Consider the following 15291-nt stretch of genomic DNA (forward strand, 5'->3'; position numbering starts at 1 on the left):
CTGCATGCAAGGAATGCGCGATCATTTCCTGCTGGCCATGCCGCAGTTGGAAGACGAGAACTTTGCCGGTTCTCTGGTCTATCTGTGCGACCATGACAGCAAGGGGCTGCTTGGGGTGATCGTCAACCGGCCACTCGCACTGACGCTGAGCGATCTGTTTGGTCAGCTGGATCTCGACGATCACGATGCACCGCTGGCCGTTCGCCAGCAGGCGGTGCTGTTCGGTGGCCCTGTACACCACGACCGGGGATTCGTATTGCACCGCGGTCACGCGGCAGAGTGGTCCTCTAGCTTACAGGTGACGGATGAGGTGGCACTGACCACCTCGCTGGATATTCTGCAGGCACTGGCCGAAGGTAATGGGCCGGAGGATTTCCTGGTCTGCTTGGGCTGTGCTGGCTGGGAAGAAGGACAGTGGGTCGATGAGATGAAAGCCAATGCATGGCTGACGCTGCCCGCGGTCTCGTCTGTACTGTTCGATACCGAAGCAGACGAGCGATGCGAAGCAGCGGCTTTGGCGCAGGGTATGGACCTTGCGCGCCTGTCGCAGCAGGTGGGGCACGCCTGATGGCCATCGCTCCAGAAAACGACCCTCGCATCCAGCAGCTGCGCCAGACACCGGCACAGACTGAGATCGGGCAGCGCCAGTTGATGGGCTTCGATTTCGGCAGTCGTCGCATTGGCGTCGCTGTTGCGCATGAGCGCATTGGCGCTGCTCGTCCCCTGCCGCCGCTGACCGCGCGTGATGGCATCCCCGACTGGGACCGTGTCACCGCCTGCGTGCTGGAATGGAAACCCGACATGTTCATCGTCGGTTTGCCGCTCAATGAAGACGGCAGCGAGTCAGAAATGAGTCGCCGTGCTCGCAAGTTCGGCAATCGACTGCATGGGCGCTACGGACGTCCCGTGGAATGGGTTAACGAGTACGGTTCGACCCGCCAAGCCAAGGAAATTGCACGCCAGCGCGGTCGCCGTGCCGGTAGCTATCGAGACAACGGTGTCGACGGCATTGCTGCCGAAGTGATACTCAACAGTTTCATGCAGCCGGACCTAGGCTTCGACTTCTAACTTTTCTCTGCTTCCTTATGAAAAAACGCCGCAGTGCATAGCGCCGCGGCGTTTTTGTATCTTTTGTGCGCTTTATCAGTGCTTTGTCGCCATTACGCTGATGCCACATCCACATCCACATCCACATCCACATCCACATCCACATCCACATCCACATCCACATCCACATCCACATCCACATCCACATCCACATCCACATCCACATCCACATCCACAAAATCCTTCCGATAGAAGTGGTCACTTCGTTTTTTCAACGTTATCAGCTTGTTATATGGCCGTGGCCTATATGCTTTTGTTGCTGTGGGTGCTTGCGCCTAAAAACGCATTTCCGCCTTTGCAATGATTTTTGGAGGCCTCTGGTGTTAGGTGGTGGTGTGTAAACGAGGATTTGCCTGTTTTTGAGTCAACCGGGTGCTGCTAAAAATGGTTATTTTTAGTAGCGTGCTTATTTTAGTGGAGAGGAAAAGATAGGATTATTTTATTATTACGTATTAGTGTAATTCTATGTAAATCATGTTGTTGAGGTTTATTTTTGTCATGATTTTATGATGCGCCGAACGCCGAACGCCGAACGCCGAACGCCGAACGCCGAACGCCGAACGCCGAACGCCGAACGCCGAACGCCGAACGCCGAACGCCGCAGAAGAGCGTCGTGATTGAAAAGAACGTCGGAAGGAAGTGTCAGGACGAAGGCGTGTGAGATAGGACGTACGAGTAAACGTTCATTTTTGCCCCATACAAAAACGCCGAGCCCCAGTGATGGGACCCGGCGTTGAGGAAGGCGTTGCGCTGTTTATTCGGATCAGGAATACAGGACGCGTACGCGCAGCGTGTTGGGCACCTGACGCAGGGCTTCTAGCGCTTTCGGGCCATAGGCCTTGTCAACGTCGATAACGACGTAGCCGACATCGGCATTGGTCTGCAAATACTGCGCGGAAATGTTGATGTCTGCTTCGCTGAGTACGCGGTTGATCTCGGACAGTACGCCCGGCACGTTGGTATGAATGTGCAGCAGGCGGTGGCGATTCGGGTGTGCTGGCAGAGCGACTTCCGGGAAGTTGACGGAGGACAGCGTCGTACCGTTATCAGAATAGGTGACCAGTTTTTCGGCCACTTCCAGGCCGATGTTTTCCTGAGCTTCCATTGTGGAACCACCGATATGCGGTGTCAGGATCACGTTGTCGAAACGGCGCAGGGGGGATTCGAACGCTTCTTTGTTGCTCTTCGGCTCGACCGGGAACACGTCGACGGCTGCGCCCAGCAGGTGACCGCTTTCAAGGGCTTCTTCAAGCGCTTCGATATCAACGACGGTACCGCGAGAAGCATTGATCAGAATGGCATCCTTCTTCATCTTGGCCAGTTCGTCACGGCCGATCATCCACTGTGTCTGCGGTGTTTCCGGAACGTGCAGGCTGACGATGTCGGATTTGGACAGCAGTTCATCGAGGCTTTCGACCTGATGAGCATTACCGAGATCAAGCTTGGTAATGATGTCGTAATAGATGACGTTCATGCCGAGCGCTTCGGCCAGCACGGAAAGCTGGGAACCGATGCTGCCGTAGCCAACGAGGCCAAGGGTTTTGCCGCGCACTTCATGGGATTTTGCCGCGGACTTGTCCCACTCGCCGCGGTGGGCGCGAGCATTCTTCTCGGCGACGCGGCGGGCGAGGCAGATGGCCTCTGCCAATACCAGCTCGGCAACGGAGCGTGTGTTGGAATACGGCGCGTTGAAGACGGGGATCCCGCGTTTCAGTGCGGCCGTGAGATCGACCTGATTGGTACCGATGCAGAAACAGCCGACGGCGTTGAGTTTTTCTGCTGCTTCAAATGCTGCATCATCCAGCTGGGTGCGGGAACGGATACCGACAAAATGAGCGTCACGCAGTTTTTCGTGGAGGGCTTCTCCACTCAAGGATGTCGTCAGGTATTCGATGTTGGTGTAGCCAGCACTCTTGAAGCGTTCCACTGCTGACTGGTGTACCCCTTCCAACAACAGGATCCTGATCTTGTTCTTATCCAGTGACGTCGTCTTGGTCATGTCCCAGCAACCTCTCGCTATTCAGATCAATCGAAATAATGACGAAGAAGGAGGCATGGGCCATGTACGTGCACCAACATGGCGAAGCCCCCCTCTTCTGACAATACGCTTTGGGCGCATGCCGCACAACGCTTGATCTTCAGTTATAAAAGTGCGCTGTGCGCAAGGCCTTGAAGGGCGTGCCATGGGCTATTCTGGCATATGCTTAGTACCCTTCTGGCGTTGTCATCATTCCCAATCAGCGGGGTGAAGCACGAGGCAGGGCTGGATGTCACCATGGCGCACTTCCATGTCGATCACCTCCGGCTCAATGCGAATGCGGGGGGAAACCTCGTCGATATCCAAACGAATGCCTACTTCTACATCGCCGTGTCGCTGTTGTACTTCTTCGAGACGTCGAATTAATGTCGCAATCTTCATCGTGTCCTCTAAGACTTTTCTTCTGAGCGCTTCAAGCAGGGTGGTAGACAACGCTCATACATACTGCTGTGGCGTCGGGCTGGCAAGATATGAATAGCATGCTGCATCGTCCTCTGACGTTTCCTTGCGTTGTCACGGGTAACGTGACGCCCGAGGTTCTGCTCTAGCATGGGGGATGCGCGCGAATGGGGAGCTGACGTGGCCCCTAAAAAGGCGCGGCTTCTTCACTGTGTGGGGCTGGGGGCATGTGTATAATGCGGTGTAACGTCACTATGACTTTCCGCCCTGTCCGCGACCAAGTGCTCATGCGTTGAGCTATGGACGGGGCGCTTTTCCTTTCGTCATCTTTTCTCTAATGGAGACGTCATGGCCGAACAGCAACAGCGCGGCGCGAACGCCGCTCAGGCGCATGGCTCGAGCTCAACGGACGAGCAGCAGGATTTCGCTTCCACTCTGGCCGCGCTTGAACAGATCGTTGAGCAGCTGGAGTCGGGCAACATGCCGCTCGAAGCCTCGCTTACGGCTTTCGAACGTGGCGTTCGTTTGACCCGCGAGGCACAGAAGCGCCTTGAAGAAGCCGAACTCAAGGTACAGACCCTTCAGACGCGTCCCGATGGGTCGCTATCACCATCCAGCGGTCAGGAGGGCATGTAGCGTATGGATATCACCGCTCTCTTGAATACCGGACGTCAACGTGTCGACCTCGCGCTGGCCCGTGTGTTGGATCAGGCCTCCGGCCCGTCTACGTATCTCGCTGATGCCATGCGCTATAGCGTCATGGGTGGCGGCAAACGGCTGCGGCCGGTGCTGGTCTATGCGGCAGGGCAGGCCCTTGGCGTTGATGATGCGCTCCTGGATGCGCCTGCGGCAGCGGTCGAGCTGATCCATGCCTATTCCCTCGTACACGATGATCTGCCGTCCATGGACGATGATGATCTGCGCCGCGGTCGGCCCACTTGCCATAAGGCCTTCGATGAGGCGACAGCGTTGCTGGCCGGCGATGCGTTGCAGACGCTGGCCTTCGAGCACCTAGCGTCTCTGAACCATCCTGCGGCTGCCCAGTTGGTGGCTTGTCTGGCGAAGGCGGCCGGTCGTGCGGGCATGGCCGGTGGGCAGGCGGTCGATCTGGCGTCGGTTGGGCAGAAGATCGGGCTTGAGCGCCTGATCGAAATGCACGCTCACAAGACCGGTGCACTGATCGTGGCATCGTTGGAAATGCCGGGCTTGCTGTGTGAGTCATCACAGGGCAAGCGTGTTCAGGCATTGCGTGCCTATGGTCAGGCCATTGGGTTGGCCTTCCAAATTCAGGATGACGTACTGGATATCGAAGGTGATACGGCAGTGATCGGCAAGACACAGGGTGCCGATCTACGCCTCAATAAACCGACCTATCCTGCGTTGCTCGGGTTGGACGGGGCACGTCAGCGTGCGCGTGAGCTGGTCGATGAGGCTTGCCATGCGCTTACGCCATTGGGTGATGCTGCTGCGCCGCTGAACGCGTTGGCCCGTTTCATGATCGAACGCGATCACTGACCTATCGAGAGCAACGCCATGAAGATTTTTGAAGCGATGCCCACGGAGCGGCCGTTGACGCCGCTGCTGGATCAGGTCAATGCCCCTGCCGTACTGCGCCAGATGGATGACGCTGCTGTGCGGCGTGTGGCCGATGAACTGCGGGCATGGCTGCTGTACTGCGTGGGACAGACCGGGGGGCATTTCGGTGCGGGGCTAGGCGTTATCGAACTGACCGTTGCGCTGCATCGTGCTTTCAATACTCCCTACGACCGTATTGTTTGGGATGTCGGGCATCAGAGCTATCCGCACAAGATCCTGACCGGTCGCCGCGAAGCCATGCTGACCATGCGCCAGCACGGTGGGCTGGCCGCATTTCCCAAGCGCAGCGAGTCTGAATACGATGCCTTCGGCGTCGGGCACTCCAGCACGTCAATTTCCGCCGCGCTGGGCATGGCGCTGGCCGCACGTGCCAAGGGCGAGCAGCGACAGGTCTGTGCCGTTATCGGTGATGGCGCATTGACCGCCGGTATGGCCTTCGAGGCGCTGGCGCATGCCGGGCATGAAGGGGCCAATATGCTGGTGGTGCTGAACGACAACGAGATGTCGATCTCACAGAACATTGGCGGACTGGCCACCTATCTGTCCAAGATTCTTACCAGTTCCCCTTATGCCGCGCTGCGCGATCATGGCCGTAAGGTTTTGTCGAAGTTGCCGGGGGCGCTGGATATTGCCCGCATGACCGAAGGGCACGTCAAAGGGCTACTAAGTCCTTCCACGCTGTTCGAGGAAATGGGCTTCACATATACCGGCCCGATCGACGGACACGATCTGACGGCCCTGCATCAGGTACTGACGCGTCTGCGTAGCAGCAAAGGACCACAGTTCCTGCACGTGGTGACACGTAAGGGGCGTGGCTTCCTGCCCGCAGAGCAGGATCCGGTGGGCTATCATGCCATTACCAAACTGGAGTCGCCCAAGGCGCGCCCGAGCGTTCCACGCCTGAAGTACTGTCAGGTCTTTGGTGAGTGGGTCTGCGACATGGCACAGGCGGATGCCCGCCTGATGGCGATCACACCCGCGATGAAGGAAGGCTCTGACCTCGTGCATTTCGCACAGCAGTATCCCTCACGCTATTTTGATGTCGCTATCGCCGAACAGCATGCGGTCACGCTGGCCGCGGGAATGGCCTGTGAAGGGCTGAAACCTGTCGTGGCCATCTATTCGACGTTCCTGCAGCGCGGCTACGATCAGCTGATTCACGATGTGGCAGTACAGGGACTGGATGTGACGTTCGCAGTAGACCGTGCCGGGCTAGTCGGCGAAGACGGGCCGACGCATCACGGTGCGCTGGATATCTCCTTCCTGAACTGCGTGCCGGGTATTGTGCTGATGGCGCCGAGTGATGAAGCCGAATGTCGCCGGATGTTGACGACAGCCTATCGCTTCGAAGGGCCTGCCGTGGTGCGCTATCCGCGCGGTGTTGGTCCTGGGGCAGCCATATCTCACGATCTGGATGTGCTGCCGATAGGGCGCTCGCGTCTGCTGCGTGAGGGCAAGCGCGTTGCACTGCTGGCATTCGGTAGCATGGTCACGCCCGCGCGTGCCGTTGCGGAAGCATTGGATGCCACCCTGATCGATATGCGTTTCATCAAACCCTTGGATCGAGACGCTGTTCTTGAGGCCGCGGCGCAGCATGAGTTGCTGGTGACGCTGGAAGAGAACGCATTGATCGGGGGTGCGGGAAGTAGCGTTGCTGCCGTACTGGCCGAACAGACGTCATCTGCTGAGCTGTTGATGCTGGGGTTGCCCGACACGTTTGTCGATCAGGGCACGTCTGCGGAGCTGCTGCACGACTGTGGGCTGGATGCTGAAGGCATCGAGGCTGCCATTCGTCAGCGTCTTGGTGTCAGGTAAGCATCGCTACTTACGTGAGAACACACGAAGCAGGTCTGGCCTTTCCGTCCTGCTGTTCATTCTGTCATGTTCATGACTCGGAGACGCCATGAGCTATCTTCACATGCTGTTGGATTTTATCCTGCATATCGACGTCCACCTGACCCAGCTGGTCGCTGACTACGGTGTCTGGACGTACGCTATTCTGTTCGCCATTTTGTTCTGCGAAACGGGGCTGGTGGTTACGCCGTTCCTACCGGGTGATTCGCTGCTGTTCATGGCGGGCACTCTGGCGGCACGTCCCGACAACGGCCTCAACATCCACCTGATGGTGTTGCTGATGCTGGGCGCTGCCGTGCTGGGGGATGCGGTCAACTATGCCATCGGGCATTTCTTCGGTGAAAGGCTGTTCAGCAATCCCAATGCCAAGCTGTTCAAGCGCAAGCATCTGGAACGCACGCAGGCGTTTTATGAACGCCACGGCGGCAAGACCATCATCATTGCTCGTTTCGTGCCCATCGTGCGTACCTTTGCGCCTTTCGTGGCGGGCATGGGGGGCATGCGCTATAGCCGCTTCTTGGCCTATAACGTCATCGGGGCGGTGATGTGGGTGCTTCTACTGACCTATGCGGGCTACTTCTTTGGTGGGACCCCGTGGGTTCAGGGTAATCTCAAGCTGGTAATCGTTGGCATCATCGTGGTGTCGATTCTGCCGGCCGTCATTGAGTTTCTGCGCCATCGCTTCAGCCGCTCGAACGAGACCCACGCCGACTGACCGACGCGCCATTCTTCTATGCGTGCGCTCTACCCGCTGCCGGATAGCCTTTGAAGGGGCTGTCCGGCAGTTTGCTATCGGATGAAAAGCGGTCGCGCGGGGCTGGCGCTGAGGCCATGTCAGATGATCCGGCCAATGACGACTTCACAGCGTCCAATGATCTCGATCTTGTCCAGTTCTTCGGGACGCACCAGTTCGGCGGAGTAGCGGCTGTTGTCGCTCAGTATGCGCAGAGCCCCTCCCGCTGCACGCTGCAAACGCTTGATGCGTAGCTCATCATCCATCCGGAACAGGAAGACACCATCCGGTTTTACCTGGGTGCGGTCGACCAGCACGCGGTCGCCGTCCTTCAGTGTGTCGTTCATCGAATCGCCGCTGACGCGAGCTCCGATCAGGGTATCAGCGCAGAGGCCGCGTTCCTCAAGCAGTGCCCGTTCGAAATACACCGTGGACTCTACCTGTTCATGTTCGAGCAGGCGGCCGTTGCCTGCCGCGGCGTCGATATCGTAAAGATCAATGGCGGCATATTCCCTGTCGGGCGGCAGTTGGGTGCCGTTCAGCGTAATAATGCCAGGCGGTGTGCCGCGCCCTTCCAGTGGCGATACGCCCTTGCCGAGCACCAGCCAGTTCAGGTCAATGCCTTGGGTTTCCGCCAGCAGTACGCACTCCTCGTAAGGCACGCTGCCACGCTGACGCTTGCTGGTGATACTGGTCGTGCCGTATCCGAAATGACGTGCCATTTCGCGATCGCTGCGCAGATTCAGCACCGCCTTGATTCTATCGATGACTTCCCCGGCCCGTTTTTTTGAATCCATTTCAGCACCGTCCTTTTCTATTGAATCCTTTTCGGATGTCCGTGGATACCTTTAACGATGTTTCATCAAAAGGATAAATTTCAAAAAGAGTCTAAACAATACAATATGTCAGCATGAATTGCTCATGAATCCTTGCCGACATGTCAAGACAATAAGTAGAAATAGCCCCATGCAATGCAATAGGGAGAGGCTGAATGCATGGCGTTTACGCATCCTGAGCGTTACCAACAAGGTATAAGATAAAGAAAAAGGGGCGTCGTTCGACGCTCCTTGAATATTGAAAGAAAGGATGGAAGTTGCTAGCAGTCAGGTCACGTAGCGCGTATGGGGGCGCTGTGATGCAAGGCTCAGCGTATCGGCCACACGCTGGATTAGCTCTTCTGCGCTCATGCTGGGGGCTTCTGCCTTGGCCGCTTCCTTTTCTGGCTGCACGGCTTCGATTGATGCGTGGCGCAGCAGCTGGGACAGCACAGTGATGTCGTGGGCAACGCTGTGCATATTGTCTGCCGTATGGGACGACAGGCGGCGCATGGCTTGCGATATCTGGGCGAGCTCGCGTCCCTGCTCGTTGTTGCGCAGGGCGTCCACCGACGAGTTGATGGACAGCACGTTGGCCTGTTGCGCCATATGATGAATGCGGCGTGACAGGGTAGATGCCTGCTGCATCAGGCTCTGCAGTTCGTTCTGCATCTGCTGCGTATCGTCCAGCAGAGGATGACGCTTGTGGTGAAGGTGCTCCTCCGAGCCCGGCGTTTCTGAAATGCAGGCGTGATGCCCCACGACCATGAATGACATGATCTGCCCTTGCTCGTTTTTGACCGGCACATAGGCGGCACAGAGGCTCAGTACGTGACCGTGCGCGTGCAGGTAGCGGAAGCAGCCCGTCATGGAGTCGTTATGGGACAGCGACGTCCAGAAATCATCATGGAGACGACCGGCTTCTGGAATGAACAGCTCCGTATGCGGCGTTCCTATCAGCTGATCTCGCGTATACCCCATCACCTGCATGAACTGCTCGTTGGCGTCGATGATGACCCCTGACGGCGATAGCGTCAGCGTCGCCATGGCGTGCGCGGACACTTCGTTTTCTTCCTGCAGTGGCGGAGCCATAACGGGTGCCAGCTGTTCGGACAGCGGTGTGGCGATCTTGATGATGCGCGTGACCTGCCCGTGAGAATCGAGAATGGGCGTATAGGCCGCCTGCAGCCAGACCATGCGGCCTGACTGTGTCTGACGCTGGAAATGCCCTGAGATGCTCACGCCTTTGCTGAGCTGCTGCCAGAATGCGTAGTAGGCGCGGTGACGCGCATAGCTGTCACTGCACAGTACGGCATGGTGGTGATCGAGCAGCTGCGACGCATCATAGCCCATGAAACGCTGATAATTGGCGTTGACGCTCGTGATGTATCCCTGAGGAGTCATTTCCATCACCATCGTGGCGCGCTGAATCGCCTCCATGGTGCTTTGGGTTCTGCGTATCTGTTTCATCATGCCAAGCATGGTTATCGATCCACTGCCGTATGAAACCGTATGGTGTTGCCTGAAGGCGTGTTCTGCACTTTCAGCGTCAATGCTGTATCCCTGTGCAGTCATGCGCGTCCGTGCCGTCTTGGAATCAAGTGCTGGACGTGCAACGGCAAGCTGACGACCAGTCTACGAGTGTCATCTGCATTCTTTCCCTCGGAATGACGCTGCTTCGCATGTGTGCTGTTCGCTTGAGACGGTTGCAATGCAGGAAAAGGGCATCGCTGAAGTCTCCCTCGTGGCTGGCCGATAAGAATGTCGGACGCGGTTTCGGTTAACGAATGCGTACAGAACAAGAGTGGAATACGTTGGCCGCCCGAGGACGAATGTTTGGTGTTTCACAAGGGTGTTAGACCTAAGCCCGGATGATTTATCGGCAGGTCATCGTATTTCATGCGTTTTATCTAATTTGCTGTTGTCGCAGGCATGAAGACATATACGTATGAACTGCATCTTGCTGTTCTCCGAGATATCGTCTCTGACAAATCCTTGAATGATAACGGGACGCAGTTGTAAGAACTTACTTTGGAGATATCTCCCACCGTACCTGGAGTTATCTTTCGTTCTAAACGTACCGTCTTAGGGATACTAGCATAGCTATATACGTGGATTTACATGTGATATATCAACTTTAAAGAAGTATTCTTATTTTTGCCATATTTATCCAGGGGGCATTTTGTTACGGGATAATTAACGTGTTTTAACGAGTTTTCGTATAAATATAAAGTATTACTTTTGACATTTTTTTGCTTTTTTCAATGCGGCTTGCTAGCACCCCCTTTTCATATATTCCAGAGCTGCTTTTAATTTATTTTTCCTATCCCCCGCCTTGTTTCGATAATTTCAGGAAACGCTGTCACTGGCCGTAAATAAATGGATGGCAAGTCGCTAATTCCCGTGTTTTCAGCGGGTTTTGGCTGCTGCTGGATTTTTAGTCCAGAAGATACTATTGGTAAAAAAAGAGCAGCAAACAAGTATTGAAAAGGCGGGGGCTAGTAGTTGGTGCTAACTAGTAATTACATGATGTTATCGAAAAAAAGGAAATTCAGGTTGAATTCCTTGGAGTATTCGCACCTCAATTGTAACTATGTGAAAATAAGTGTTTCATATGGTTATGAGGGTGGTCGATCTAGACGCCGGCTAACGGCAAGCAGGGTATGGCAAGCGTTAACCACTGGAATCGCTGACAAGGAATCTATCTTTCCTTTTGATTACAGTAAGTTACAGTACATCCGAGGTGAAAACGGGCCATGAAGACATCCAGCATGACTATTGCGGCAGCAGTTTCCACATTAAGCCTTGCAATGCCGATCGCGGCAGCAGCGGAAGGTGTTCTCGGCGGGGGAACGATTACGTTCCAGGGTGCGGTGACCGATACAACGTGCACGATCAACGGTCACAACAGCAGCAGCCTGACAGTATCGTTGCCGCCTATCAGTGTGGAGCAGGCAAATACGATGACGCAGCGCGGGCTAATTCCCGTCAACCGTCAGCCGTTCCAGCTTGATCTTTCCGACTGTGCTCAGGCCGGCAGTGCGCGATCAGGATGGTCGCCGACCATTCGTATGTCCTTCAGTGGCCCGCAGATCTCGTCCGACGGCAAGTATCTGCGCAACGAGATGCCGACACGGGATGGGCGTCCCAGCAACATCGGCATTGCGATCACCGAACAGGGCCACCCTGACGAACTGATCAAGTTGAATACGCCGTATGACACGCGGATCACGGCGTCATCGACGGCCAAGACTCCTCAGCCTCTGCGCTTCTACGCCAATTACTACAAAACGGGTAATGACGAGACGCGCGCAGGGGGTGTCAGGACCTTGGTGACGTATGCACTCAGCTATAACTGATATGAAACATGTCAGAGCCGGTAACGATGCCAAGCGTCGTTGCCGGCGACTGCGCTTAAGCAAGGGATACAGTCATGATCGGCGTTAGAGGGGGATGTTATCAGTCCTATCTGTCGACTTTATTGAAGATAAGCGGTGTATTTTTGCTTCTGATGACGGGTTATGCAGAGGCAAATCTCGTCATCAACACGACGCGCGTCATCTACAACGGTGCCTCGCGCGATGTGACGGTCAATGTCACCAATGAGGGTAACCAGCCCTCATTGATGCAGTCGTGGATCGACAATGGCAATCCTGATTCCATTCCGGATGAAGAAGACGTGCCGTTCTCTCTGATACCGCCTGTTGCTCGCGTCAATGGGGGCATGTCGCAGGCATTGAAGATCGCTTGGAATGGCGATCCGCTGCCGACCGATCGGGAGTCAGTGTTCTATCTCAACGTTATGGATATTCCGCCGGATCCGACCAGTCCGGACAGCAACTATGTGCAGTTCGCCATTCGTACGCGCATTAAGGTGTTCTTTCGCCCGAAAGGGTTGAGCGGACGTGCCGATAGTGCGCCGCGTCAACTGGTATGGCAGCAGGTGGGTCCCGCCATCCGACTCAGCAATCCGACACCCTTCCACGTGTCGGTCAACCAGATCATGGACGCTAAGGGGCTTCGGCCGATTTCGCGAGATATCGGCATGGTGTCGCCTTTCAGCGCCCATGATTTCAAGACAGAGCCGACGGTACGCGCCGTCAAGCGTGACGATCTGCAGGTCGAAACGATCAACGACTATGGCGGCAACACGGTCTCTGTCATACACGCACGCTGAGCGTGCATCGGTGTCTTGTCCGCGCCCGTCCATGGATCGTGTCGACGGGTAGCGGCGGGCAAGACGCCTAGCTTTCAGACATCTTCCGCACGGGTCCTTTGGGGCGCCGTGCTTCTTCGCGTGCCATTTATCTGGGGTGACAGGTGCCATCTGCCCGTGGTGGGTAGCAGATTTTTTGTGCGTTGACTGTGAAGATGATTGTAAACGTGGGGTATACGATTCTGAAGGATATCAACGGCCTGCATCGACGTGGTACTTGTTTGTTCTCCATAGAAATAGTGGGAGTAGCAAACAGGTTCACAGCAGAACGGACACTGCTGCCGATAGGAGAATAGGCGAGTGCGGGCATTTCAGGGTTGTTGCTTGTAGGGAAATAATCAATTTTCTTCCTGAAGAGTATGGCGCTTTCTGATGAATGGCAGAGGCAATGTCTCCTCGTGCTATCTCTTATTGCTGCTCTTCACACCTGAACGGGAAGAACTATGTACACAGGTGTAAGAATGCGAGGTTTTCATGTGTCTAGTGTGTGGCTAGGCATACTGCTGCTGGTGGCCGTGTTGATGTCCGGGCATGCCCAGGCATTAGTGTGTCTGCAACGCGGAGAATTACCGACGGCGGAGAGTACTCACGCTTATGAGGGTGAGTTGCCGCTGCATTACAGAGATAAGGAGCGCGGTAGCGGTCTGATCTGGCACATTCACATGGATGTGCCTATCGAATGTGCGTGGAGTGATGAACGAGGGGGCGAGCTGGCAGCGGAGCAGCAGTCTTCTCAGGCGCTCCATGTCTATCTTGATCCTGCTTGGCAGGATCCGGCGCTGAACGCCATGGATCTGGAGATTTCCGTGGATCATGGGCGCTCGATCTACCCCATGGGCAAACGGCTGCACGTATTGAAAAGCGATCAGCACATGCCTACTTTCTCGCTGCTTCGCATTTGCGATCATCATGATGAGTGGGGCTGTCGGCACTGGCGCAATGCACCGAGCCAAGACTATCGCGCGCCGGTAATGATACTGCTGCCGATTGACCTTTACTTGAAGCATCCGTTGCCTCAAGCGACCTTCTCCAGCCGTCTTCTGCTGCAGGTCGGTAACAACCAACAGCGGCCCGATGTCAGAACGCGCATCAACGTGCCCGTTCACTTGCCCGGCAGCGAACGCTCGCCGTCTTCGGTGCCGGACACGTCCCAGAAGCCGTTTCCTACCCCATTGCGCAAGATGCTGCGCCACTCGCTGACGCTGCTGGATAACGCTATGTAGCTGTAAAAAAAGAAAAGCAGGCGTAATGCCTGCTTTTCGCTGCGGATGCGTTCGCGCCCGAGGGTGCGAGATCCCGTGGGCTTAGCGCCCCGGAGCCTGATCTACAGGGCCGTTGACTGGCGGCTGTTCAGGCTGCTGCTGTGCGCGGTTGCGTTCCGGTGCAGGTGCCTTGTTCTGATGTTGCGGCGCTTCGGCATGCGGTTTCTTGGCCGGTTTGGCTTCGTGATGCGGGCGTGCAGGTGTTTTCTGATGGTTGGCAACGCAAGTGCCACCTTTATGGTGAGGACCAGTGCCGCCTACTGGATGCGTTCCAGGAGGGCATGCTTGAGCACCCAGTGAAAATGCGCCAGCCAGGCAAACGGCAGCAACGAGTATTTTCTTCATCTGTCCATCTCCTCTACATGTGGCACGGCCTTGCTGGCCGAGCCTACATCACGTCAAACGGCTATCGCTGTAATCGCAGTACTTTCGTATTAGAGCATGGCACGTCTCGGAAGTGCCGTGTGGTGTTCGGCTTCCTTTCTGTATGTCTTTTTATTCACGCCAATTCAACTTTAAGTTGATTGTTCGCTTTTCCAATACATTGCCTTCTTTCGAGATAATAACTGCTTAAACAGTAGGTTATGTCCAGTAAAGGCTACATTATAAACAGCGTCTATTTTTATTTTTCCCTTGTTTTTCATCATGTTAATGGTGGCGTGGGTTCTCGTCCAAGAATGCTTATCGGCAGGGCGCAGATAACGATTAATTAAATAATCGTCTACTTTTTTTCAACCTTTTGCTCGTTTCATGCCTTGCTTCTTGAAACGGCAATGATTGTGACTATCTTTTGAATTATTGGGTAAACAAGGCATTGTCTTGCATTTTTTGTAATTTTTTGCCTTTAGCCTCAAGCATTTCCTGCATTGCTTATCAGCATGCTTTTCTGCTGTCACCACTGTGAACTTACTTGTTGGCCTTCGCGTGTCCTTGGGGACACGCGTCTTGCCGTTCCCTTTTCGACCGGGCTGGCCATTGCAGCGAAGCAGAAAAAAAGATCAACGGATTGATCATAGAGGACCAAGGGATGAATAAGGTATATCGGGTAATTTGGAATAGTGCGCTAGGTGCATGGGTGGCAGTGTCAGAGCTAGCATCGCGCCGAGGGGCTGAGTCGGTGTCCTTGGGTCAGGCACGCCGCTTATGGCAGGCGCCTTATTTACTGATCTCGCTGATAGGTGGGGTCATTATGTCGATTGCTCCTTTGGCGTATGCAACGCAGACAACAAAATATGAAGTGCCTTTGTGCACTTCAGGTGCTGATTGTAAAA

General features: G+C 55.3%; 14 protein-coding genes and 1 pseudogene. 10 read left to right on the forward strand and 5 right to left on the reverse strand.

Going from position 1 to position 15291, the window contains the following annotated elements:
* The first annotated feature begins 4 nt into the window (after positions 1–4).
* Both ACMHYW_RS00975 and ruvX read left to right on the forward strand, forming a co-directional pair.
* A complete protein-coding gene (locus ACMHYW_RS00975) occupies positions 5–568 on the forward strand; it encodes a YqgE/AlgH family protein (RefSeq protein ID WP_414500520.1) in 564 nt (187 codons plus the stop codon).
* A gap of 83 nt (positions 569–651) precedes the next feature.
* Positions 652–1068, forward strand: a complete 417-nt coding sequence (gene ruvX, locus ACMHYW_RS00980; RefSeq protein ID WP_414501450.1) for a Holliday junction resolvase RuvX — start codon at positions 652–654, stop codon at positions 1066–1068.
* An 802-nt stretch (positions 1069–1870) separates the two neighbouring features.
* Here ruvX and serA read toward each other — a convergent pair.
* Positions 1871–3106, reverse strand: a complete 1236-nt coding sequence (gene serA / locus ACMHYW_RS00985; RefSeq protein ID WP_414500521.1) for a phosphoglycerate dehydrogenase — start codon at positions 3104–3106, stop codon at positions 1871–1873.
* Positions 3107–3334: 228 nt separating this feature from the next.
* A complete protein-coding gene (locus tag ACMHYW_RS00990; protein ID WP_145984459.1) occupies positions 3335–3526 on the reverse strand; it encodes a hypothetical protein in 192 nt (63 codons plus the stop codon).
* 366 nt (positions 3527–3892) lie between these two features.
* Between ACMHYW_RS00990 and ACMHYW_RS00995 the strand changes: the two genes are divergently transcribed.
* The 4 genes from ACMHYW_RS00995 (at position 3893) to ACMHYW_RS01010 (ending at position 7709) form a co-directional block, all read left to right on the forward strand.
* Positions 3893–4180, forward strand: a complete 288-nt coding sequence (locus ACMHYW_RS00995; protein WP_414500522.1) for an exodeoxyribonuclease VII small subunit — start codon at positions 3893–3895, stop codon at positions 4178–4180.
* 3 nt (positions 4181–4183) lie between these two features.
* Positions 4184–5059 (forward strand): polyprenyl synthetase family protein, encoded by an 876-nt coding sequence (locus ACMHYW_RS01000; protein WP_414500523.1) that lies wholly within the window; start codon positions 4184–4186, stop codon positions 5057–5059.
* An 18-nt stretch (positions 5060–5077) separates the two neighbouring features.
* Positions 5078–6955 (forward strand): 1-deoxy-D-xylulose-5-phosphate synthase, encoded by a 1878-nt coding sequence (gene dxs, locus ACMHYW_RS01005; protein ID WP_414500524.1) that lies wholly within the window; start codon positions 5078–5080, stop codon positions 6953–6955.
* Between the two features lie 88 nt (positions 6956–7043).
* The gene (locus tag ACMHYW_RS01010; RefSeq protein WP_414500525.1) at positions 7044–7709 is read left to right on the forward strand and encodes a DedA family protein; all 666 of its coding nucleotides are present in this window, start codon (positions 7044–7046) and stop codon (positions 7707–7709) included.
* Positions 7710–7828: 119 nt separating this feature from the next.
* Here ACMHYW_RS01010 and ACMHYW_RS01015 read toward each other — a convergent pair whose 3' ends face one another.
* Complete coding sequence (locus ACMHYW_RS01015) at positions 7829–8524, reverse strand: LexA family transcriptional regulator (protein WP_414500526.1); 696 nt, start codon at positions 8522–8524, stop codon at positions 7829–7831.
* A gap of 306 nt (positions 8525–8830) precedes the next feature.
* Positions 8831–10024, reverse strand: coding sequence for a PAS domain-containing protein (locus ACMHYW_RS01020; protein WP_414500527.1), 1194 nt, complete (start codon positions 10022–10024; stop codon positions 8831–8833).
* A gap of 1274 nt (positions 10025–11298) precedes the next feature.
* Here ACMHYW_RS01020 and ACMHYW_RS01025 point away from each other — a divergent pair.
* The 3 genes from ACMHYW_RS01025 to ACMHYW_RS01035 all read left to right on the forward strand — a co-directional run bounded on the left by ACMHYW_RS01025 (position 11299) and on the right by ACMHYW_RS01035 (position 13981).
* The gene (locus tag ACMHYW_RS01025; protein WP_027705571.1) at positions 11299–11901 is read left to right on the forward strand and encodes a fimbrial protein; all 603 of its coding nucleotides are present in this window, start codon (positions 11299–11301) and stop codon (positions 11899–11901) included.
* 152 nt (positions 11902–12053) lie between these two features.
* Complete coding sequence (locus ACMHYW_RS01030) at positions 12054–12719, forward strand: molecular chaperone (protein ID WP_414500528.1); 666 nt, start codon at positions 12054–12056, stop codon at positions 12717–12719.
* Between the two features lie 500 nt (positions 12720–13219).
* Complete coding sequence (locus ACMHYW_RS01035; protein ID WP_414500529.1) at positions 13220–13981, forward strand: hypothetical protein; 762 nt, start codon at positions 13220–13222, stop codon at positions 13979–13981.
* Positions 13982–14062: 81 nt separating this feature from the next.
* Here ACMHYW_RS01035 and ACMHYW_RS01040 read toward each other — a convergent pair whose 3' ends face one another.
* Positions 14063–14365 (reverse strand): hypothetical protein, encoded by a 303-nt coding sequence (locus ACMHYW_RS01040; RefSeq protein ID WP_414500530.1) that lies wholly within the window; start codon positions 14363–14365, stop codon positions 14063–14065.
* Between the two features lie 682 nt (positions 14366–15047).
* Between ACMHYW_RS01040 and ACMHYW_RS01045 the strand changes: the two are divergent.
* A pseudogene (locus ACMHYW_RS01045) lies at positions 15048–15098 on the forward strand (ESPR-type extended signal peptide-containing protein); the annotation flags it as partial.
* Positions 15099–15291: the final 193 nt, after the last annotated feature.

Source organism: Zymobacter sp. IVIA_12111.31 C1, assembly GCF_047495495.1.
GTDB lineage: Bacteria > Pseudomonadota > Gammaproteobacteria > Pseudomonadales > Halomonadaceae > Zymobacter.